Here is a 23193-nt window from a genome sequence, read left to right on the forward strand (position 1 = left end):
AGACCGAGGACAGCCCCGAGACGAAGACACGGAAGGCCGGTACCCAACCCGCGGATGAGAGTCTGATCAACCGTCGTCTCTGAGCTCCACCCCCAGCCCTGTGCAGCTTCACGATCCGACTGCTTCGCAAAACCTGCCAAGCAGCCGATCTCCTCTCGCCCTCTGCTTGACAGGGAACATGAGAGCTAGGTGCTGTATGGCCTGCGCGGGTGAACCTTTTGGTGCAAGGCATGCATCGCGACGAACATCTCCGTCCAACCGCCCATACGCACCCTGACCAGATCATGCGCTTCGGGCGCGCCAGGAGCCGCCAGAAATGTCTCCTGATCAGCAGTCGTCACCGTCAAAATGTTGGACCCGGCTCCGTCAACGAATGCCGAAAGAATTTCCATGAGCCTATCGATGGCCATTCCTTCCTCAATATTCAGGTCAATTGGTGCACCGTTAGCAAAACCAAACGCGGCTGAAGATCGTACGCCATCAAGTACTTTGACTGCATCGGCAAACTGACGCGTCGAGGGGAGCGCGGGCCGATCTATGGGAGAAGGAGCCGGCGACATGTCCGTGCCAATCGCGTGGCCGGATAGCCGACCATCGGCTGACGCAGCGCAGCCCAGCCCATTTTCTACATAACTCGCAAAAGTGCCAACGCCCGGCTGCATGCAAAAACCGCCAAAAGGTTGCTTCTCGGTCCCGAAGCGCTGCGCCGCTTTCTTGAACTGGTCACTTAAACCAGATCGTGGCTTGGTCATTACCTCAACACAAATGGTCGCAATTCGCTCGCAGATCCGGTTGCCGAACGGGTCGATTTGAGAATCGCCGCGGCCCCAGCGCGGGAGCGACAATGCGATTTCGCGCAATTGCCTGAAGCGCCTCGTCGCTTCCTCGGTCCTCACCGTGTCGGTCGCCATGACGGCGGGATGGACCAGCGGGTCAATGATGTTTTCGCCCCAGTTGCAGAGCAGCGCGGCAACCAGCTCACCGAGGCTGGTGACGGCCGTTTCCTCGCCAAAGCACATGCTGCGAATTGCCCATAGCGAGTTGATGGTATTGGCGAGCGAGGTGAAACATGGTCCGAATACGTTATAGCGCGCGCCGCCGGCGTAGATGTCTTGTCCTTTCGCCAGGCAGTCGTTTATGAAGAGACTGAGAAGTGGGGACGGGCACACGTCTTGCATCCGCCCAAAGTCACCGACAGTCGATTCCATTTGCCTGGCAAAAAGCCACTCAAAGTGCTTGAGGAAGACCGCCTCGAGCTCGAAGTAGTCCTTAAATTCAGACGCCGGCTTGGAACGGAACGACATGTTCTTGCCGAGTAAGTCGACAGGGCCGGCCGACTGGATCGATCGCCCCTGATTAAGGGCATATTCGAGAGGCTGCAGTAACGTCATACCGCCCAGATGAAACCAGTTGGCCCCGACGAACTGCGGCTCATAACAGCCGTCGCAAGCGTAGTTGTGAGCATCCTCTTCCCGCACCTTCGAACTCCAGAGGTCACCCCAGTCGTCGCTTCTGCGTGGCCCGATATTGTCGCAGGACATGGCCATGCCGGGGATGATCTTGTCATCGTTCAACAGGATCGGTGACGCCCCGCCGCTCAGCTGTGCTTTGGCGGCTTCCGCCAGCAGTTTTTCGCGCCATTCTCCGGGCATGTGAGCTGATACGCGAAGAGATAGGACCGGCGCATTAAAAGGCAGCCGTCCAGCAGCGCGAAGGCAAGCCAGCGTCACTTGCGAATATTCCCAGCTGCCGTCGGGGTTTTTACCGCCGATGGTGAGTTGCTGAATCCACTGATTGACGCTTTGACCCTTTGCGTAGGGACCGGCGCGGTTGCCCATGGCGAGATTGCCTTGCTCTTGCCGATCATCGAGGAAGATGCGGTTGAGCAGGACTTTCTCACCGATCTTCAGCCAGAATGCGTCCACCATCTCCTGCAAGGCGTCATCGCCAAGACCCCCTCTTCCTCGACAAATGGCCGGATCATTCGATCAAGGCGCCCGATCGCAACAGGTTCGCCGCACAGATGCAAGCAAGCATGGCTGGCCAGCAATAGCTGTAGCGCCTCAAGAACGCTTCCAGGACGTTCCCCTTGTGCCAGCCGCCTCAAACGTCCTTCAAGCGCACCGAGGCTTTCATGTTCGAACGAGCTTTCCGGATAGGTCGCGGCCTTGGCTACAACGGTTTCAGCCAAGCCCGTCAGATATTCAGCCAACCCGGTGAGCGCCAGCCGCGCGCCGTCGTAGAACGTGGCGGCCGCTCGAGCAGCGGCATCAGACGACGGGCTCTGCGCTACCTGAGCAGCATCGATGCGTTGCCGCATCGCGCCAATGCCAAGTTGGAGAAGCTCCTCGTAGCCGGGCACGACATGGCCGACACCCGAATTAGGTCCCAGCGACATGCTGTACCATTTAAATCGCTCGTCCTCATCATCATCGTCGCGCGTATAGTCGATCAGGTACCGGCCTTCCGCGAGGGACTGGGCCGGCATTGAGCCAGCCAGAAGGTCGAGCGGATGAATGTCACAGGTGTCCATGCCACCGTCGCCCCGATGGCCAATGCCGTCGATGCGGCTGGCCAAGTTGCAAAGCAAGCGGACCGACCACGCCGAACGAATCGTGGCGGACTTACCCATTATCCAGGCCGCAGCCTTATGGTTGGCATCCTTGCCGTCCGAGTCGACACCGGCCGCGGCGCACAGCTCCTGCCGCGCAGCGAAATTGCGGGGCTGCGACAGGAACTTGACCAATTGTGGCCGAAGGGGATCGAGTTCCGCCGGCTTTTGTGCGCGGTACCAGGTATCGTCCCATTTGCTGAACAGTCGCTCCAAGAGGAACTGAATGCGCAGCGAAAGCGCTGGCTGATCTGCCGGTCCCTGCCCCGTTCCGACCGAAAACAGGTAATCCTGATGGTTGTAGAACATGCGACCATTTTTCGACCGCAAATCGTAGTGCCGGTTCAGACGGTTCCAATCGACCGCAGGAAAATTGGACCAGCCTGAGAACCCGGCCGCGCTTCTCGCCGTCAAGTCCTCGACAAGCGCAGCGGCCCCGAGTTCGCGGACGCTTGGCACGTAGAAGAAGCCACCCAAATCCGAGCGGGCGATACTACCCGAGAGCATCCGGTCATGGGCAAAGCTGCTGCCGGCGCCGCCAAACTGCGACTGCAACACGCTTTCGATCCGCGACGCGGAGCGCGCGATACCAATAAAGTAGATCCCGGCCTCGTCGGTAACAGCGCTCGATCCCGCCTTTTCAATCAGCGGCGTCGCTTCATCTCTAGCTTCACGCAAGCCGAACGGCAGGCCGATGCGCAACAGCTTGATCGTATTGCCCGTAGCATCATGCGCGTGCGACGCCTGGACGTGTGATCGCTTGTCCAATGTCTGGATAAGACCGTCCGTGACGACATGGCGGCCGATCAGCGTTTCGATCTCGGTCGGGCTCTTGGAATGCAGCTCCGGCCAATTGAGGTTGAACCGCTGGGTGAATACGAAGGCTCCGCCCATGCTCGCGGGATCCTCGTCGCCGATCAGGACGTGCTCGAGGATCTCGACAGGCGCCGTCGGGTTGCGCAGGTTTTCCTGAAAGCGGCCGCCGATGATACGGCCGCCCATGCCACCCTTGGGTATCGTGGGATTGGTCCGGCTGCGCATTATGACACGCCATGGCTCCTCGGTAATCCCAAGCGCGGTCAGCTCCTTGCTGACCCGATCGGCCAAAACCGACACGGCATCGGCGCTGTCAGCCTTGATGAGGAACCAGACCTGAGCGCCGCTTGCGTGAAGTGCGGCCGCTCGGCTCAGCACACCGGGTACGTCGTCATCGGGGCCGGGTTCGGCAAACTGCATGCCTTCAGGCACGGGGCGGCCTTCGGCTTTGCAAAACCGCGCCCAGGTTCGAAACGAAAAGCCGACACAGACACTCCCGCGAACTCCACCAAACTCATTGTGAATCTGCTTGCGGATCGTGGACACAAGATCTGCAATGACGGCGCGATCGACCGTGTCGGGAAGGGCTGCGACAGAAAGTCTGCATTGATGAGGGGCGGGATAAATGAGCCCGGGCTGCATCCAGCTGAGCGTTGCGTTGGCGCGGGCTCGAAGGATATCTTCCGGACTGCGATCGGGGCCCCAAGCCAGCAGCGTCCACTCCTTACCGGGCCTTGTGGTGTCGCCGCCGTCGAGCTTGACGTCGAAGAAGTCGATAACCGGCAACGAGCCAGTGTCTGTGGACGAGGAATCTCCCATGGTGCAGCCCCCTCACGTCATTTTTGAGTTGTCATCCGCCCGCGCTCGCACCCTCAATCAAAGGCGATTCGTTGCTGTGCGAGGTGCTCCCAGTCGTGCAAGAATATTTCCTCAAGATAAATCGCCAGCTCCGGGCTCCGGATGAGCAGTCCCGCATCCCGATTGGTTTCGGTACCGGCTGGCGACCAGTTCTGGCTGCTTATCACTGAGGTCTCGGTATCGACGACGATGCCCTTGTTATGGACGTTGGGCTGGATCTTGAGGCAATTTGTGGCGTCGACGCCCGCATTCTGCAGGCTGTCGATCCACATGCGCGACTGATACTCGCTGGTAATGATGCGTACGTCGCAGCCGTCTTGATAGAGCTTGGCGACAGCGCTGATCAAGGCCATGTGATCAATAGGCGCGCGATCCTCGCCCGCCCCGTCGCTGCCCGTGTGTATGTACTGGGTCTGCATATAAAAGCGCCTGCGTGCGCTCTTGATCAACTCGATTATCGGTTCGCGATAAGCTTGGGGTGTCAACAGCGGCTGAATCGTGATTTTCCCGCTGATTGTTTTTGGCCCGAAAAGTTTCGCCGGGCGGTGCGGCCGCTCTTTGGGCGGATCCGGCGTCTCGTCGGCCAAGGATTTCAAGCGTTCTGCGCCGAACGTCGCTGACAGGAACCCCGAATGCGCGGCTTTCTTGGCGACCTTCAAATCGTTTTCGATATGAGCTTTGAAGATGCCGGCGAGCTCGTCGCAACGGCACACCACATGCCAGTCGCGGTCGCTATGCGAAAAACTATCTTTGACCTCTTCAACATTGGCAGGATCGAGATCAGGCAGATTACTGGTGTTCCAGTTGCCGCTCGATAGCCAGAAACTGACGTCATCACGCACCGCGACCTTGATGTGGTACGATGTGGTGAATTCGTTGGCGGGCGATTCAGTGCCTTGTCCAGAAAGCGCCCAGGCAAAGTCCAGACGCTGTCCTATCGTCGTTTTCAAATGCTGGTCGGTGTCCTCGACCGTCTGCTCACGCTTACCCAGAGGCTCGCTTGGCGAGTCAAGGACCAGCTCAAGCGTGCGGCCCCCCTGCGCCATCGTGGTGCAAACAAGCGTGTCGATGTGCGGCGCCGTAAACTCGTACATGCCGACAGTCAGATTGCGTTCCGTCGCCGCCAGGAATGGTTTGAGGCACGCCCAGCCTTGTTCCGGACTGATATTGACCGTCAGTTCCTCGACCTCGAACTCGCGTTCGGCGAGGCTGACGCCAGCCGGGGGCTCATACCGAATCCTGTTGCCGGGACGGGCCGCTACCCAGAGATCGCTGATCTTAATGTGGAGCGGCGCCGGCGTCGTATGGTACAGGATTTCGCCCGGAAAGGACGGTTGCAAATCCTCCTCGCGCAATATGGGCACGACGAAGTCAGCCGTCGCATCAAACTTAATTGCCCCGCTCGCTTCATCACCCGCCGACTTCTTCTTTCGCTTGGGGGCGACCACATATTCGATCGGAAAGCCCTGGAGTTGGTCGGGCAACTGCGCCTTGACTGGCTCGAAAAACTCCTTGTGGACATAGACGACGATCGCCCGCTGATGGGTGATCCAGCGATCTTCGAAATGCCATCCTGCGTAGATTTTGATGACGCCAGGCAGGTCGAAGCGGGCTTTTTCCGCGTCCATCACTGCTTGAACCGCCTCAGGCCCCGGCAGAGCCTCGCGGGGCGCGATAGCTTCGGTTTTGTCACGATCGGAAGGCATATTTCAAACCCCCTCTCAATCAGCGCGGACACATGTCGCCCGGTCACTATCCGTCGATGATCTACCGAAAATCTACGCCCACGCCCTAAAGGTGAGGCCGTCAGTTCTCTCCCAAGCATTTGAGGATTGCTCATTATTGTCCCTCAAGCAAGGACAAAGTCGATCCTTTTAGATGCGCGCGCTTCATTGCACTTTGGCCTGTAGAGCGGACCGCTAGGTTATTTCCATCTGTTGCTGGATCATTAGGATCCATCTCCAGATGACGGATGGCGGCTTCCAGGATCATCTGCGGACGGCTGGAGCGGCGACATTGCGTCGCAGAGTCGCCAATAGTGCCGCGAGCAAGCGCGCCAAGCACGGCTGCGTTACATATGATATTTTCCGCTATCATATAATAAATGGAGTTAGCTCGTGGGCATTCCGAAAGACTCGCAGCCGAGTATCCGATCCGTTGTCTTGAGCTAATAAGGTCAGTGGAAGGCTACGCTCGCGATCGGAGACTCATCGGGTCATTTTCATTGTTGGCGGCAGCTGCCGTTCTCACCATTCCATTTGAGCGCGCAAAAACGAAGCATTTCCTGCACCGCCCGGTGGATGACCCTATCACTCAATTAGTTGATGGGTTGGAAAAGGTGAAGTTCGTCAACGCCCCGTTCTGGGGCGGTCGGGCACCTGTCGGCTGGCGTCAATCGCACATCGTGGCCAACGTGAACTCAGTCGAGCATTGGATCGCTCGGGACGGGAAGCACCCGTTTGCGCAAGGCGCCCAAGATTTCTTACCGAGGAAAACGGCAAGCGAAGTGCTGCGCATCGTTCGAAACGCGCTTGCGCACGGCAATATTATCTATCTCAACAAAGACGGTCAGGAGCGCGAGGGCGATATGCTGCATTATCTCGCGTTCTTGTCTCGGTATGAAGAGGATGACGCACAGCGCGCCAAATCAGAGACTTACAGGCTAATCATCACAACCGAGGACGAATTCCTAGTATTCGTAAAACTATGGGCTGACTGGATCGGGTACCGGCCGATCGACGACCGCGAAGTGCAGGCAGCGTGAACGCATTTTTCGGCTATCCTAACGCCTGCTTTACCGAAGCTGATCGCTGCCGTCGGCGACCCCGTGCGATCTGTTCCGCACCATCAGTCGGGTCACTAAGCGACTGTCGCAGACGCGGCTGGCGCAGGCCGAGGCGTACCAAAGTTCCGGAAACCGCTGCCCTCCATCCCCCAGTCCGTGGTGCGACTGATCTTAAGAATCGTCAGCTCGCGACAACCGCTCCGTCCAACGCGTTAGGGTCGGGAAGAGCCAATCTCAACGACGTTCCGTTACAATCGCGATGATAAATGATGATCGTGATCAAGGCGGCAAGCATGACAAGATGGCCATCTTCCATCTCGTCGAAATGTGCCTGCCCATGGTCGATAGCGGCATGGACGCGGCCACAGGCGGCGGAGATCAAGGTTGACATCTCTCCAAACGCGCCTTGCTCTAGGATGGCGGCGTAGTCCGCACCGATCCAGCGCCCCTTTTTCTTTTGTATCGGCCACTTGAGTAGGCGAAGTGTGTTCTCGGCAAGCTGGTCTTCATGCGAGTGGTATGAAGCGGGTCTTGCGCAGTTCGCCAACTGCTCGATCACCACATTTAGATCGTCGGCGAAGCTGTCGTATTCGGGCTCGTATTTTTCGCTCTCGAGATCCCACTGCACCTCCCAACTTAAAGTGATGTGGCTCAGCGGCCTCAACGTCATGCGGTCCAGGTAGTCGCTTCGCGCAAAAAATGCGCGGATTATGTTGCTGGAATGCGCCTTCTTCAAAATCCGTCTCCCCCGATCGCCTCCAGTTTGGTCCTGTAACAGATTCTAGGTGTAAATCGCCTCCTCAATTCACCGTGCCGCCTACATGCGGCCGAATGACGGCTTTTGGTATCATCGGAACGTCCGCTTTTCGGATGGTTAGTTAAGAAGGCTGTCCTTACCCTCCAGCCCACCTCGTACCAAGGCTTACACAGTCTGAAGAGCACCTCTGAGGGGAACGCTCGAGCGTTAGGCAGCAGGAGGCTCTCTGGCCAGTATATTATGCCGGTATATCGGAGTGGTCCGGCGAATATGGACGAGTCATGTGGACTGGTTGGAGCACCAGGTCCAGACGCTCCTTGGAGATCAGGCCTCGTTCCAGTACGAGCTCATAAACGCCTCGGCCCGTCCGGTGCGCCTCGATCGCGACCTCCGTCGCGTTGTGATAACCAATGTGGGGGTTCAAGGCGGTGACGATCCCGATCGAGTTCTCGACATATCCGCGCAGCACATCCTGATTTGCGGTAATCCCGCGCACACAGTTTTCGTCAAGTGTTAAACAGGCCGCTGTTAGGTGTGTCAGGCTGCGATTCATGCTGTAAAAAATCATCGGTTCAAAGGCATTCAGCTGCAACTGGCCGGCCTCGGCCGCAAAGGAAATGGTCACATCATTGCCAATCACCTCGAAGGCCACCTGGTTGACCACCTCGGGGATCACGGGATTCACCTTGCCGGGCATGATCGACGAGCCCGCCTGACGTGCGGGCAAATTTATTTCATTCAAGCCTGCTCGAGGACCTGACGACAACAGCCGCAGATCGTTGCAAATCTTCGACAGCTTGACCGCCACGCGCTTCAGAACCCCCGAGAGCTGCACGAAGGCGCCGCAATCCTGGGTGGCCTCGATCAAATCAATCGCAGTTTCCACCGGGACGCCCGTAATTTCGGCGAGCTTGTCGCGCACCAACGCGGCATAGGCGGGATGAGCCGTGATCCCTGTACCGATTGCGGTCGCTCCGAGATTGATCTCACAGATCAGAGCGGCTGCCTCATTGAGCCGGGTTTCGTCTTCCAGCAACATTAACGCATAGGTGCCGAACTCCTGCCCGAGCGTCATGGGCACCGCATCCTGCAACTGCGTGCGCCCCATCTTCAAAATTTCCGAAAACTCCTCTGCCTTCGCTGAGAAACTGCCGCGCAGGAGCGCCATTGCATCGATCAGATTCCGGACGCCGAACCATGACGCAAGCTTAACCGCAGTGGGATATACGTCGTTGGTCGATTGCCCCATGTTGACATGTTCGTTGGGATGCAGATGGCGGTACTCGCCGCGCGAAGAGCCTATGATCTCCAACGCTCGGTTTGCGATCACCTCATTCGCGTTCATGTTGGTCGAGGTGCCTGCCCCGCCTTGAATGAGATCGACGACAAACTGGTCGTGCAGCGAGCCATTGCGGATCTCAACACAGGCAGCAACAATCGCACTGCACCGGCTGCTGTCCAGCAAGCCCAGCTCGTTGTTCGCCAATGCCGCCGCCTGTTTGATGGAAGCCAGCGCCTGAATGAGCCTCGGCGCGCTGGCAAGCGTCTGACCGCTGATCGGGAAATTCTCCTGCGCACGTAACGTGTGGATGCCCCAGTATGCCATATCCGGCACCATACGATCGCCAAGCAGGTCGTGTTCAATCCGGGTCTCGACGGTCATTTCAGGCTCCAGCGAAATTCCAGGCAGTTGTGTCGGCAATTGGTCGGGTCTGCGACGCCCTTTTCGGAGGAATTACTCACCCCGGCGACCGAAGCGATGTGTGAACTCCGATGCTGTCATGTGAACAGCGGCGTCTCGATGATGCTGACGCCCCTTACACGGTCGACGAGATAGATCAGACCACGATCATCCAAGGTAACATCGTTGGATGACGGGCGATGTTCTCCCGGCGCGGGCTCCGGCACGAAATGGCCAACTTCTTTGGGTGCGAAAGGATCGGCAAAATCGACCAGCCGCAGCCCCTGCGCAAACCATGCGAAAGGTACCACCGTTCCCCCCAGCCGCTCGGACGGCTGATGGCATCCGGTCATATCGGATTGGGGATTGCCATCACGATCAAGCCCCGGCACCTGAAAAGTTGAGATCGGTACCGGGTGCTTCTCTTCAGTGATGTCGAAGGTCCAGGTGAATGCGGGAGATGTCGGCCAAAGTTCGGCCACATCTTCATCGGCCACAACGAGGAGCCGCCTACCTTTGATCGTCTGCGGCATGGGAAGGCAGGTGTGTGTCGGATGGGGGAAAGCGGGACTGGTGTTGAATCCAGAGACGAGCCGCGGCTTTGACATGTCGGAGATATCAAGGATGAAGAGGCCGTGGTGCCAGTAGCTGACGTATAGACGGTCACCACATCGCAGCGGATGATGGCAGCGTGGCTGCACCCAGTTTTGCCAGGGATATTCTTCGCCACCCGCGTTCCATTGGCCCGGAATCCACCAGCGACCTACCTCGGTCGGGCGAGAAGGATCGACAAGATCTAGGATCATGACGATGTTGCCGATGTATCCCTCGACGGTGGGTGATATGTAGGCGTATCGGCCATCGAAGTCGAAACGATGCACACCCCTGCCGCCCGTCCGCCAGCGCGTGATGAGTCTGGGCCTTGCGGGGACCGACACATCGTAGATGTCGATGCCACCATCCCCGGCGGGGCCACCGATGCTTTCCTGATTTATGATCATAAGGTCGTTCGACGCGCGCACCTTATGCGAGTGCCAGCCTGGCCTTGCCGTGATAGCGGCTACCAGGCTGGGCGACCCGGGATCGGCAATGTCAAAAATCGACGTGCCTGCCGGGGGATACATGTGGCCGACGTAAAGCGTAGTGCCATTGGCCCACACCTGCCCACCTCCCGGACAATCAATATGATGGACTAACCTAGTGTTGACCTGGCTCATATCGTCGTCACCGACTGCGACCGACAGGGTCACTCCGCGCCGGACCGTTCCCTGAGAGCTCGAGCTGATGCTGCCAAAAATCCCAGGTACGGGACGAAAATCCACCCGCGCGGGAGCAGAGGGCCCCCGCACGCTCGATTTCGCCGTCGGACAGAGCGACCGCATTTCCCAATGCATGAGCGGCAGACTGGGCGTCGGCATTGCGACATGCATAGACCGCGCGAAACACGAGGTCCGGCAAACTGGCTCCGATGATGGTGGCACCGTGCCGTTTCATCAGCACGACCGAATCCTGGCCAAGCGCCCGCGCAAGCGAACGCCCCTCTTCGGGCTTGACCACCAGCAGGGTCGTGTCCCCGAACTCTTCCTGCTGATCCCAAAAGGGAACATGCCGCCCGATCGTCGCTCCCATGAGGAAGACCGGCACCAGTGGCCTTGCCGAGATGCAGAACGGCAGCAGCGAGGCCGGATGGCAATGGACGATTGCCATGACATCCGGCCTGGCTTTGTAGATTTCGCCGTGGATCACCCGTTCGGCAAACAGTTGCGCTCCCCTGTGCCGGGCAGGATCGGATGCCAAGGTGAACTCGAGGATATCCCCGGCGGCGATCAGGTTGGGCGCGCAGGCGCGCGACATCAGATATCCCCCAGGGTCGCCGGGGATGCGCGCCGAGATATGTCCGAATGCGTCCATCACGCCTTCATTGACGAGCATTCTGGTTGCCAGGACGATATCGCGGCGGAGATCTGAAGCTAATTTCTGCATCGAACCCAGTTCCATTTATGGCCAGCTACCTGCAAACCTGATCGCTCAAGGCACGGTCCGCTTACCGCAGGCCGTCGGCAAATTCGGCGATGCGCCTCATCGCTTCCTTGATGAGATTGACCTCAAGCGAGTAGGAGATCCGGAAATAGGGGCTAAGCCCGAAGACGGTTCCCGGAACAATGGCCACCGAGGCTTCCATCAGCAATCCCTCCGCGACATCCAGATCCGTCGCAAGCAGACGGCCCTCGGCGGTGGTCTTGCCGATCCATCCGTCGCAGTTGATGTAGGCATAGAACGATCCGGACGGGCGCAGGGCGGAAAGCCCCTTGATCCGGTTTGCCTGTTCAACGACAAGATCCCGACGTGCCTGGAAGGTCGTACGGTTTTTCGCCATAAACGACTGATCGCCCGTAAGCGCCTCAAGCGCCGCGGCTTGCGAAATGCTGCTGGGGCTACCCTGCATTTGGCTGATAAAGTCAGCCATCGGCTTGATCACGCGTTTGTCGGCCGCCACGAAGCCCAGCCGCCATCCGGTCATGACATAGCCCTTGGAAAAACCGTTGATTGTGATAACCCGATCAGCCATTTCCGTCGCGATGCTGGCGAACGAATTGGCCTTGTGGTTGTCATAAACGATGTGCTCGTACAGCTCGTCCGTGACCACCCAGATGTCGGGATGTTTGGCGAGAACCGCGGCCAGTTCCTTGATCTCACTTGCGGTGTAAATCGCACCCGATGGGTTGTTCGGTGAGTTGAAAACGAGCGCCTTGGTTTTCGGCGTGATCGCCTTCTGAAGTTGATCGGCCGTTAGTTTGAAATTCGCTTGATCCGAGCAGGGGACGATCTTCGGGACACCGCCGGCCAGTCCAACCAAATCCGGGTATGAGACCCAAAACGGCGCGGGAATGATGACTTCATCGCCTTGGTCGAGAATGCTCAGAAAGGCCGAATAGATTACGATCTTGGCGCTTGTACTGACGACAATCTGGTCCCAGGTGAAGTTCAGACCGTTGTCCTTCTTGAGTTTGGCAGCCAGGGCCTCCCGCAGAGCACGGTAGCCCTCGGTCGCCGTGTACTTGGTGAAGTCCTTTTGAATGGCCGCTATGCCTGCAGCTTTGACATTCTCAGGCGTGTGGAAATCCGGTTCGCCGAGGCTGAGCGGAATCACATCTCGCCCGGACCGCCTTAGCTCCTCTGCCCGCATATTCATACCGATCGTTGGAGATGGCCGAATCTCATCGGCCCGCCGGGAAAGCTTTCCCATCGTTAGGTCCTCTATCTTTGATGATCAGGTGGAGCCCGCTATCGCATACGAGAGCGGGAACTCCCGTTTCAGTTGTTTTGCGGCTTGTTGAGGCTCTCATAGTTGGCACTGTTCATCGCCTCGATGGCGCTGATGCCAGATCGAATGGCGGCGATCACTCGATCCTCAGCCGCCTTGATTTCGAGCGCGATACGAAGGACTTCGGCTGTATGTTCGCGCGGGACAACAACGACCCCGTTGTCATCTGCGAAGACCAGATCGTCAGGATTGCAGGTCACATCACCCAGCTTCACCGGGACATCGACGCCGGCCACGACTGACCGGCCACGAATGGATTGCTGAGTAATCCCTGTCCCGTAGACCGGCAGGCCATAGCCTTTGTATTCATCTACGTCCCGCATTATGCCGTCTGCAACGCACCCCACGAGACCATTGTGGCGGATCGCGGCTCCAGTAATGCCGCCGAGGCAGTTGACTGCAGGATTGTCTTGCGAGTCGATAACAAGGACCGCGCCAGCGCCGGCGGTTTCGATCAGCGTGAACGTTGCAGGGATAACGGATTCTTTGACGCCGTCGGCGGGTTTGGCCATCTTCAGTGTGGCTGCGTGACCCACAATTTTTGCGCAGGGATAGATCGGCAAAATGCCGCTGACGGCGCCATTTATCGATAGGCGGTCGCAGGCATCCGATACGTTCGATGCGGAGACCTTGTGATATCCGTCGGTTATTTCCTGCGGAAACCTTCTCGTCATTTCTCATACTCCATGAGCACGTGGTGAGCCTGTAAATGGTGGTTGAGCCGCTGTCGGCTTCGGTTTTTGATCGTCTTCCGAGCTGTCACTTCAATGTTGAAGAATCGAGCTCAGGAACTGCTTGGTCCGCGGATTGGCCGGATCGGCGATCATGTCTTTTGGCGGGCGGTCCTCGATGATCTTTCCACCATCCATGAAGATCATCCGACTGCCGACATGTCGGGCAAAGCCGATTTCGTGGGTGACAACCAACATCGTCCGGCCCTCGCTCGCGAGATCCTCCATCACACGCAAGACATCGCCAACAGTCTCGGGGTCGAGCGCCGAGGTTGGTTCATCGAACAGCATCAGATGCGGCTCCATAGCGAGGGTGCGCGCAATCGCGACACGCTGCTGCTCACCGCCCGAGAGTTGGTTTGGATAGGCATCGCAGCGGTGTTCCAACCGGACTTTACGAAACAGCTCGCGTGATTGCTCCTCGACTTTTTTCCTGGGCTGCTTAAGCACCTTCATCGGGGCGAGCATCACGTTCTGCAGCGCAGTCAGATGCGGATAGAGGTTGAAATTCTGGAAGATCATCCCGATCCGTCGACGTAGATTTACGATTTCACGGCTCTTTGCGCGCACCAGTTCGCCTTCAAACGCGATAGTGCCGCCATTGATGTCCTCGAGGCCGTTGACACAGCGCAACATCGTGGATTTGCCGGTGCCGCTGGGGCCAATGATGACGACCACTTCACCAGGCATGACATCGAGGTCGACCCCGTTGATCACGGTGCGATTTCCGAACTCTTTTACCAGCCCGGTGATCCTGAGCACTGGTGAGGCGCCAGACCTGTTTCCTGCATCATTTTGCAATGTGGAACTTCCTTTCTAGCGCGGCCCCGCCTAGCGAGATCGAATAGTTTATGACGAAGTACAGGACGCCGACGACCAGGAATGCTTGAAAGCTCGCGCCAGAGGACTCGCGGACAAGAAGTCCCGACTTGGTGAGTTCGACAAACCCGATCACCGAGGCCAGGGAGGAGTCTTTCAGCGTTCCAATGTAGACGCCGACCGTGGGCGGCAGCATCACCCGCAACGCCTGCGGGGCTATAACGTACCGCATGATCTGCAAGAATTTCATGCCTGAGGCCTGTGCTGCCTCCCATTGACCACGGCCTACGCTGGCGATGCCTGCGCTCACAACACCGGCCATGAACGCGCTTGCCTCTAGCGCAAGTGCGATCGTCGCGGATGTAAACGGAGACAGGTCCACCTTGAAAGCAAACGAAATCCCGTAGAAGCAGCCAAAGAACAGGATCAAGGGAGGTATCGAACGAAAAAGCTCCGTGTATATCGTCGCGAATGCTCGCAGCACCGAAAACCGGGAGTCTGCGGCCACACCGACGAGTGCACCCAGCAGGCCACCAAGAATAAGGCCGAGCCAGCTGATCCAGAGTGTCGTTCCGACACCTCTCAGAAATACTGGCCAGAAGTCGAGGACGGACGTGATCACGATGAGTCCTTCCTAACGCGGGCCCGGCGCGCGCATTAGCGTGCGGCCAACGATGATACGGCAAACGTTGATCGTCTGGGCTAGGGCGACATAGACGGCTCCCGCCACAAGGAACGACTCCATGTAACGGAACGTGTCGTTGCCGACTGAGAACATCCAGTTGGCCACCTCTTCAACGCCGATCACCGCTGCCAAAGACGACCCGATGACGATTGCGATAAACTGGTTGCCGATGGGCGAATAAATGATGCGAATGACCTGAGGCAAGATCACGTATCGATACAACTGAAGCTGCGTCATACCTTGGGATTCACCCGCCAGATATTGCCCTCGCGGAATGGCGATCAGCCCACCGCGAAAGATTTCTGTCATATAGGCCGATCCGTTCAGCGTAAGCGCAATCAATCCCGAATAGTAATTGCTGACCCGCAGTCCGACCTGGGCCATTCCGAAGAAGACGATGTAGACCAGGACGAGTACCGGAATATTTCGAAAAACTTCCACGTACGCGCCCGCCAGGAAACGCAACAGAAGGTTATCACTCAGGCGACAGATCGCACCCACCATACCTATGGCCAGGCTCAGCACGATCGTCTGAACGCTGATCAGCAGCGTCATCCCGATCGCGAAGGGAAGCAAATGGAGGTAGCCGAGTATGACGTGGAGGTTGAACTGATACATGACAGCAGCTCGTGCTATGCGACTGAGGAGGGTTGGGGCTGCCCGCTTGCTCGCAAGCGCGCAGCCCCAGCTTGTGGTCAGGGCTTGTCGCCTTTCAGGGATGGGTTATCGAAGCCGAAGTTCTGCTTGAACAGCTTGTTGTTCTCGCCGGAAGCGTTGAACTGTGCGACCCATCCGTCGACAATTCGCCACCAGTCGAAATCACCGGTTGGCATTCCGATCGAAATCTCTTCGTAGGAGAAGTTCCCCGGAAGAATCCGATACTTGCCGGGTTCTTTCGCGACCACCGCGGCGGCCTGCAGGCTGTCCATAAACACCGAGTCAGCCTGTCCGGATTGCACCGCCAGAATGCCGTCGTTGTTGGCGTCAAACCTGAGTTTCTGCGCATTCGGAACAACCGCAGCCGTCGTCTGTTCGGACGTCGCGCCGCGAGCGTAGGCGACCTTGTATTTTGCGTTGTTCAAATCCTCGACGGTCTTAACGGGCGACGCGTCCTGGGTGAGAAATACGCTGCCCACAACCACATACGGCCGGCTGAAGGCCACGGCGGTCGACCGCTGGGTGGTCGCGGTGAAGTTCGCGATCGTGACATCAGCACGGTTCGTTTGAAGTGCGGCAATGCGTCCCGGCACGTCGACGATGATGAACTCGGGCTTTACGCCCAAAGCTTCTGCCAGCGCTTTGCCTATGTCGACATCATAGCCCGTCGGCTGACCGTCCGTCCCAACCGAGCTGTAGGGCGGATTGCCAGCGACTGTTGCAATGCGCAAGGTTCCCCGGCTTTTGACGTCCGCATAGATGTTTGACTGCTGAGCCTTGGCGGATAGTGCTGATGACCCGGCCATGATCAGAGCTAACATACCGGCGAGTAGAATATTGATCTTTCTCATTTTAGTTCCCCTGTTGATAAGTGCTTACTCGGGTTTCCTCAGGTCTTTTTGTTGTTCTTTGGTAACTCTGGCCGCACGACTGAGGATTTCCGCGACCTGATCTGGAGCGTCCACCATCTGGTCGTGGCCGCATTCCGTGGCCAGGACCTCCCAGGCCGGATCGGTCTTCAGTTCGGGATACCAACCCTCCATGGAAGACGGTCCTTTGGCGAAGACATAGATGCGCTTGCCGATGCGGCTTTGATCTGTGCGAAGCCTGATGGGCTGGGTCAGCGTCAGCATGGGTTGCGGCGTCATCTTGTCCGCCACCCATGCCTGGTTCCTGGGATCGACGCCGAAATGCGAGGGAGGCGGGGCGGCAACAGCGTGCCCACGGTATGGCTCGGCATCCCGAAGCAATACCTTCCGTCGCTCATCGCCCATGTAGTCCCAGATGGCTTCGCCATCTTTGGGGACGTAAGCGTCAAGATAGACCAGGCTGGTAACTCTCTCAGGCACCGCATCTGCGACGCCTGTAATAATCATGCCACCGTAGGAATGGCCACAGAGGACGAAGCGATCCAGGTCCTGCCACCTGATGACGTTCAGAACGTCCTGAATGTGCGTGTTGAGATCTATTTTGTCGTCAAGAAGATGCGATCTTTCGCCCAAACCCGTAAGGGTAGGCGTGTACACCTCATGCCCTTCGGACCGCAGCCGCTTTGCTACGAGATCGTAGCACCAGCCGCCGTGCCAAGCGCCGTGAACCAATACGAAATCTGCCACTTTCATTACCATCCTGTCTCGTAAGAACCCAGCTATCTCGGTCCGTTAGTCGGCACATTGAGGTCTCGGCCCAGCGATAGCTGCGCATCCTCAACTTATGTGCATGAAGCGGTTCTCCAAGGCTCCAATACCGTCGATTTCGACACGAACTTTGTCGCCCTCTCGCAGGTAACGCGGCGGATCAAAACCTATGCCAACACCTGCCGGCGTTCCTGTTGCGATGATATCGCCGGGCTTCAGCGTTATGCCTTCCGAGAGGGTGGCTATGATCGTCGGAATGTCGAAGATCAGCTGCGAGACCTTTGCATTCTGGCGGATCTCGCCGTTGACGAAGCACCGCACCGAGGCGGCTTCTAGGTCAAAGCTATCTTTGGTAACGGCCCATGGCCCCATAGGGCAGAATGTGTCCTGCGACTTTCCGATAAGCCACTGACTGTACCGCCCCTGCATATCGCGGGCCGTTACGTCGTTGATGATCGTGTAGCCCCAGACATGATCAAAAGCGCTTTCCCTTGAGACGCCCCTGCCCGGCTTTCCGATGATCACGGCAAGTTCAGCCTCATAATCGATCGAGGTCGAAACATGGGGGTCGATGAGAACGTCGCTGTTGGTCGCAATTACCGAATCCGGGACTTTGCTGAAAATGATCGGATGTTTCGGTACCACGCCGGCGGCAGCGCTCGAGTCGAACCCGCTGTTCGAAAATTCTCGGGCATGCTCGTGATAGTTCTTGCCGACGCAGAAGATGTTGCGGCCAGGAAGCGGAATGGGAGCGAGAAGCTTGACGTCGCGCAGACTGACACCCGGCAAGGTCTTGGGCAAAGACGGCTCATGTAGCAAACAGATCACTCCGGACTGCGCTTGCGACTCCGGCATATCGAATGGAAATGCCATTCCGGCATCCTCATCAACACGCACTACCCAGCGCCTGTCTTGCCAGAGGACTGCTGCGACTTTCATGGCTGCTCCTGAACCATTCTAGTACCAATTGTGGTCCGACTAAGGACCACGTTAGCAACGTGCTTTCGATGTTGCAATCGGAAAAATTCGACCTGATCGCAAAAAAATGACCCTAAACGCCAACCGATGCATTTACATTCGGCAGCAATGAACATAGGAATTGGTTCATGAATGGTATAAAAAGGACCCGATATGCGGAAACTCATGGCTGATGAAATTGCCGCGACCCTGAAACAACGCATTGCCTCCGGTCAGTGGGGAGACAATCTGCGCATGCCAGCCGAGCGGGACCTCGCGGGCGAGTTTGGCGTGTCACGAAATACAATCCGGCTTGCCCTTCAGCGGCTGGAAGAAGTCGGCGCCCTAGTGCGCCAAGTTGGCAGGGGGACATTTTTGGCAGCCGAAGAGTCTCCGACGCTGGCAGCCATCGTCAAAAGGATGGAAGGCGCGAGCCCAGCCGACGTGATGGAGACGCGGTTGCTGATAGAACCCTCGGCTGCCGCATTTGCTGCAACGAATGCCAGCTTTACGGACCTTCAACGTATTCGTGACGCACATGAGCGCGCTGTGGAGTCGGTAGACGTCCGCACTTTTGAACAGTGGGACGCCGAGTTTCACCGCCGCGTGTTTGCTGGCTGCGGCAACAGCCTGCTCAAGGATATCAACGATCTGATCGGGATAGTCCGCACCCAGCCTTTGTGGTTCGATATGAAAGCCCGGACATTCTCCGAGGAATCTCGCCAGTGTTACTGTCGGGAGCACGGAGAGCTAGTGGAGCACCTCTTAAGCCGAGACTCGCACGGGGCACGAACTTCGATGCTGAAGCACTTGCAATCTGTGAAACAGAACCTGCTGCGCCAATGATCCTTCATTGACGCGGCGATAACCACCTTAGCCGCACTGAGACCGAATATCCGAAATAGCTCGCTCGAACCGGCACAATCTGCGAGCCGCCGTGAAGTCCGCTTTCGGAATGCACGACCTGACTTCAACGACCAGCATCGGTGCGTCAAACAGAGGGCAGGTTTGAACTTGGGCGGCCGGGCTGCGGCTCGACGATCAGCCTAGGTCGCACGACGGTGTTAGCCTGCTTAATGAATCCCGGTTCGGTCTCTGGCATCCTACTGCCCGTGCTGACGCAGCAATGTGTCCACGCGCTGATATCGCTGATCTGCCTCCAGACGGGGCCGAGCGAGTCGAATGGCGTCAAGGCAAGTTCTCAACTCTTGTGGAAGCCACAGCACGTTGTCCGGAATGATCAGAGCCAGGAAATCCAACGCCTCCCCTGGGAAGGTTGCGCACGATCCCGATTCATCCAACAGCTGAATGGTATAACTCACGTCACCGATGGGCTGAAGCCAATCCCTGAAGAGGCTCATCGCCAAAGGAAATGCCTCTCCGGAAACGGCGCACAGCTTGGCAAAGTACTTTGAAACCTCCGGCGTTCTGGCCTCCAGCGTTTTTGGCCAAAAGCGCCTCATGAACGGGTCAATTCGATTTCGGAGATATTCAGACCGGTGCTCCCCGGCTCCCTGCAGGGCACGAAACAGCGTTTCCGCCGAGTGTGCGAGCGCTGCTGGTGGGAGTGCAGTAAACACGATCTTGAAATCCTGATCTCTGTATGTTCTGTCGGGGCTCAAGGCTGCATATATGAAAAACGCAGCGTATTGCCTGCCGTGTGTATCTCCCAGATCAGTGTAGTGCTGAGCGGTCGCAAAAGCCGACGCTTTGAGCGCGTCCAGCAACGGCCAATACAGACGAGGCGAATGCAGGAAACTCTGCCATATACCGCGGGCAATATCGGGGTCTTGTTCCCAATCGAAATAGCGCAAGAGGTTCCGTTCAGCCCATGCGCGGTCAACGCGGTAGAGGGAGATCACGTTCCCAGCCAGGATAATGCAGCCATAACGAAGACCCACCGAATCCGGATCGCATATGTCCGTGAACAGCGAAGCTACCTCTTGCCGCAATCCTTGGGCGTCCTGCAGGTTCTGCCTGTACCACCAGCGCAGCGCCGCCTCAGTCACAAGACCAACAGGGTGATTGATGGCGTGAAAGACGACATCGTCGGACAGGTCGACGGACTCATTTCTCTGCGAGTACAAGATTCTCCGAATAAGACCGAAGAAAGCTGTTTCATTGCCGACGAAATTTCTGGCGATCGAATCCAGCCACCAGCTAACGGGGCGGGCAAGCTCCTTCAGCTTGTCATCGGGAATATCGGTGAGGACGCGACTGGCATATTTCCATGATCGCTTCTGGAGTTTTTCCGTCGCCCAGGCTTGAAGAGCCTGATGCCAGCGATCAACGGGCCACATTCCCTGCCTGGCCAGGCCGAACAAGGCCGCGGCCGTGCGCGGGAAATCACTGGCCGAACGATCAGTCCAATCGTCCTCTCTTTGCCAATCATCAGTTGACGGATTTTCCTTGAGCCAGGCTTCCAGTTCCCGGCGCGATTTCGGCGTACGCTGAAACGTCCGCAACTCATCACCGCTGCCCATCCAGAAGGGGAATTCGTCCCTTTCATCGGGAGCCACCTGCCATTGAGGGTGTTGTTGGGAAAATATCCGAAGTCGCGCCGAAGCATCCGGGATCAGGCTTGCGCCTGCCGTCTGGTACTTGGCAAGACGCAGACACGTTTCCCGCTCAATGACGTATTGAAGACGATCGGGCTCTATATCATCCCGGAACAGTTGACGCGGCGGCCCCTGAAGAATGGCCTGCTGTAACGTGTTATTCTGCTCCGGGGTCACAATGGGCGCCAGGGCCACAAGGAGCCTGATGGCCTCTCGCTGGGTTCCCACAGCCCAAAGCCAGCGGCGATCATCCTCCAGAAGCCAAGGGATGGTATCGTCCGGAGGAAGGAGATCCGGCCTTTGCGCGGCGGCAAACAAGGCCAGCCGCCGGAACAGGGGATACGGAATCGCCGTCCAGTGTCTGGACATGTTTCGGGCAGCGTCCGGCTGGCTTTCGGCGGCTGCCAGCCAGGCATCGCGCGCCAGATCGATCAGGGCCGTCCAGTCGTCAAATTCCTTGTTCTGTTCATGCGGGCTGATCGAAGGCTGGTTGATGTAGGAATTGTCATGATGATCGTCAGCGCCTTCGAACTCCCTCATGAGGTCCAAGGTATCCCGGAGCAGGGCAGTCAGATCCGGGAGCAATTCCGGCAGCGCCTCCTGCCACTGTTCGCGAGCTGAAAGGTTCTTCAGGGCCGAGTGGACGTATTTCGTAGCGAGAACGATTTCCCATCGCACCAGATCGGACACACGGCGCTCGTAGGCGGTATTGTCTTCTTCTTCGCCATCACTTTCCTCAAGTGAATAACGGAACGGCTCGCTGATCTCGGCATAGGGCGTAAGAGCCTGCCGCAGGCGCCATCTCAGCGAAGGTGATAGGCCGTCACGGACGAAATCCGCCATCCAGCGATAAAGGTCCGCATGATCGTGGCCGCTCGGCCGCAGTCGGCCGGCGAGCGCCACCCGCCACAGACGCTGCATCGGCGAGGACAATGGCTGCCCGTTCTTTTGGCGCTCTGCGATCGACGTCGAAACAATCGTAAGAAACCTGGGGTGAAGCTGCCCGCCACGGGTCGCTAGCCAGAGCAGGAGCTTTGGATCGTCCAGATGCCGCGCTAGCCAGCGGGCGATCTGCTCCATGACGTCGTCCCACTGTCCCGCGAGGCCGTAGTGTAACGCCGGCGCCATCCACGGCGCGTGCGTATAAGGAGAAGGCCTCATCGCAAGGCTGAAGGTGAGTTTCTCATCTTTTTCCGCATTCGGTTGCACTCTGAAGCGAGGCAGGTCCTGGTAACCGAACCGCCGGTCTGCAAGAACCTCCAGCCATTCGAGGGGAGGAACGGGATCAAATTCGGCAAAGCGTCTTGCGGGTAACCCGGTTTCATCACTGAGTGCCCACAGCATCCGGCCGACGAAATCATCCTGAGCCGTGCTTCCGGTTGGAACGGTCATGGCGTATCGCGTGACAATGGCCTCTTTTCCGCGGCCGCCGTCCCGATAGGTCTCGGCCCAGACGCGCAAGGTTTTGTGAAGATACGTGTGTTCTTTGGTTTCCGGATAAAGGATCGGCGTGACGTTCTTCGATTTCCACTCCTGTTCCGCGGCCCGTCTCTTTTCCTTTTTGTAGCTGCCAAACGCGAAGGCTTCTGTCGGCGCCTCGCCCATCAATCGGTCGGCAGCCAAGGCATCCATCATGTAGCGCAAGACAGGATCGTTGATGCTGTACCCAATGAAACAGACGGTGTAGCCGCGGAACAGTTCGGCCACGAACCGTGCGGCCCACCGCTCGTTCAGATAAGCAAGCCCGAAATCACCACTCGATACGACCAGCCGGTTGAGATCTTCTTCGGTCGGGCTCTCAGGAAGGAGGCCATGAAGGTAGACAAGGCCATTCCAGCGATTCTTGGGAACAGGTAGGAACGGGGCCGTGAATCGGGGAGCATCGATCCCTCTTTCTGCGATGACCTTTTCAAACAACCGATCGAAATTGGTTGTCACCAGCCGGTGTTGACCTTTGCGGCTTCGACTGAGGGTAAGCAGGGCTTCATGGGTTCGCGTAGCGTGCGGACGATTGGTCAGGTCGGGCGTGAGCACCCGGGCCAATTGCTCACGTACCGGCTTTCGTCCGCCTGCAAACCGGCTTTCGAGCAGTCCGATAGCCGTATCATAGCGGCCTTCCGCGAACGCGGCTCTTTCGAGGTTATCGGGGTCCGCTCCAAGGCCGGCATAGAGCTTTTGAACCAATCCCCTGAACCCTGGGAGTCCTGCCGGATAGGAGATTCCGGCTCCACAGAAGAAAATCACCCGGCTTTCTTCGTGCTTCTGGATCAGGTGTTCCGGAATATCAGGGCCGTTCTTTACGAATTGCACTACCTG

General features: G+C 57.8%; 18 protein-coding genes. 2 read left to right on the forward strand and 16 right to left on the reverse strand.

Annotated features, from left to right (window positions below; translation table 11 throughout):
• Positions 1-185 precede the first annotated feature (185 nt).
• The 3 genes from RFN28_RS25740 to RFN28_RS25750 all read right to left on the reverse strand — a co-directional run bounded on the left by RFN28_RS25740 (position 186) and on the right by RFN28_RS25750 (position 5991).
• Positions 186-1928: a pyruvate formate lyase family protein gene (locus tag RFN28_RS25740; protein ID WP_320290043.1), complete on the reverse strand. Its 1743-nt coding sequence runs from the start codon at positions 1926-1928 to the stop codon at positions 186-188.
• Positions 1907-4213 (reverse strand): Dyp-type peroxidase, encoded by a 2307-nt coding sequence (locus tag RFN28_RS25745; protein WP_320289991.1) that lies wholly within the window; start codon positions 4211-4213, stop codon positions 1907-1909. Before RFN28_RS25745 ends, RFN28_RS25740 begins: the two co-directional genes overlap by 22 nt.
• 86 nt (positions 4214-4299) lie before the next feature.
• Positions 4300-5991: a phospholipase D-like domain-containing protein gene (locus RFN28_RS25750; protein ID WP_320289992.1), complete on the reverse strand. Its 1692-nt coding sequence runs from the start codon at positions 5989-5991 to the stop codon at positions 4300-4302.
• Between the two features lie 521 nt (positions 5992-6512).
• Here RFN28_RS25750 and RFN28_RS25755 point away from each other — a divergent pair.
• Positions 6513-7049: a hypothetical protein gene (locus RFN28_RS25755; RefSeq protein WP_320289993.1), complete on the forward strand. Its 537-nt coding sequence runs from the start codon at positions 6513-6515 to the stop codon at positions 7047-7049.
• Positions 7050-7251: 202 nt separating this feature from the next.
• On the opposite strand, the gene RFN28_RS25760 is transcribed toward RFN28_RS25755, so the two are convergent.
• The 12 genes from RFN28_RS25760 to RFN28_RS25815 all read right to left on the reverse strand — a co-directional run bounded on the left by RFN28_RS25760 (position 7252) and on the right by RFN28_RS25815 (position 18301).
• Entirely contained in the window at positions 7252-7806 is a 555-nt protein-coding gene (locus RFN28_RS25760; RefSeq protein ID WP_320289994.1) for a hypothetical protein, read from the reverse strand.
• Between the two features lie 259 nt (positions 7807-8065).
• Positions 8066-9490 (reverse strand): aspartate ammonia-lyase, encoded by a 1425-nt coding sequence (gene aspA / locus RFN28_RS25765; RefSeq protein WP_320289995.1) that lies wholly within the window; start codon positions 9488-9490, stop codon positions 8066-8068.
• A 116-nt stretch (positions 9491-9606) separates the two neighbouring features.
• A complete protein-coding gene (locus RFN28_RS25770; protein ID WP_320289996.1) occupies positions 9607-10725 on the reverse strand; it encodes an LVIVD repeat-containing protein in 1119 nt (372 codons plus the stop codon).
• Between the two features lie 7 nt (positions 10726-10732).
• On the reverse strand, positions 10733-11506 hold the full coding sequence (locus RFN28_RS25775) for a class II aldolase/adducin family protein (RefSeq protein WP_320289997.1): 774 nt from the start codon (positions 11504-11506) through the stop codon (positions 10733-10735).
• Positions 11507-11552: 46 nt separating this feature from the next.
• Positions 11553-12755 (reverse strand): pyridoxal phosphate-dependent aminotransferase, encoded by a 1203-nt coding sequence (locus tag RFN28_RS25780; RefSeq protein ID WP_320289998.1) that lies wholly within the window; start codon positions 12753-12755, stop codon positions 11553-11555.
• A gap of 68 nt (positions 12756-12823) precedes the next feature.
• Positions 12824-13507: an RraA family protein gene (locus tag RFN28_RS25785; RefSeq protein ID WP_320289999.1), complete on the reverse strand. Its 684-nt coding sequence runs from the start codon at positions 13505-13507 to the stop codon at positions 12824-12826.
• 90 nt (positions 13508-13597) lie between these two features.
• Positions 13598-14365, reverse strand: a complete 768-nt coding sequence (locus tag RFN28_RS25790; RefSeq protein ID WP_320290000.1) for an amino acid ABC transporter ATP-binding protein — start codon at positions 14363-14365, stop codon at positions 13598-13600.
• Positions 14355-15005: an amino acid ABC transporter permease gene (locus RFN28_RS25795; protein WP_320290001.1), complete on the reverse strand. Its 651-nt coding sequence runs from the start codon at positions 15003-15005 to the stop codon at positions 14355-14357. Before RFN28_RS25795 ends, RFN28_RS25790 begins: the two co-directional genes overlap by 11 nt.
• A 12-nt stretch (positions 15006-15017) precedes the next feature.
• Positions 15018-15686 carry an amino acid ABC transporter permease gene (locus tag RFN28_RS25800; RefSeq protein WP_320290002.1) on the reverse strand — a complete coding sequence of 223 codons (669 nt, stop codon included), beginning with the start codon at positions 15684-15686 and terminating at the stop codon, positions 15018-15020.
• 77 nt (positions 15687-15763) lie between these two features.
• Positions 15764-16576 (reverse strand): transporter substrate-binding domain-containing protein, encoded by an 813-nt coding sequence (locus RFN28_RS25805; RefSeq protein ID WP_320290003.1) that lies wholly within the window; start codon positions 16574-16576, stop codon positions 15764-15766.
• Between the two features lie 24 nt (positions 16577-16600).
• Positions 16601-17347: an alpha/beta fold hydrolase gene (locus RFN28_RS25810; protein WP_320290004.1), complete on the reverse strand. Its 747-nt coding sequence runs from the start codon at positions 17345-17347 to the stop codon at positions 16601-16603.
• Between the two features lie 84 nt (positions 17348-17431).
• Complete coding sequence (locus RFN28_RS25815) at positions 17432-18301, reverse strand: fumarylacetoacetate hydrolase family protein (RefSeq protein ID WP_320290005.1); 870 nt, start codon at positions 18299-18301, stop codon at positions 17432-17434.
• Positions 18302-18505: 204 nt separating this feature from the next.
• Here RFN28_RS25815 and RFN28_RS25820 point away from each other — a divergent pair, with 204 nt between their 5' ends.
• Positions 18506-19165, forward strand: a complete 660-nt coding sequence (locus RFN28_RS25820) for a FadR/GntR family transcriptional regulator (protein ID WP_320290006.1) — start codon at positions 18506-18508, stop codon at positions 19163-19165.
• A gap of 257 nt (positions 19166-19422) precedes the next feature.
• Here RFN28_RS25820 and dsr1 read toward each other — a convergent pair whose 3' ends face one another.
• Positions 19423-23187, reverse strand: coding sequence for an anti-phage defense-associated sirtuin Dsr1 (gene dsr1, locus RFN28_RS25825; RefSeq protein ID WP_320290007.1), 3765 nt, complete (start codon positions 23185-23187; stop codon positions 19423-19425).
• Between the last annotated feature and the right edge of the window lie 6 nt (positions 23188-23193).

The organism is Mesorhizobium album (genome assembly GCF_033977205.1).
GTDB classification, from domain to species: domain Bacteria; phylum Pseudomonadota; class Alphaproteobacteria; order Rhizobiales; family Rhizobiaceae; genus Mesorhizobium; species Mesorhizobium album.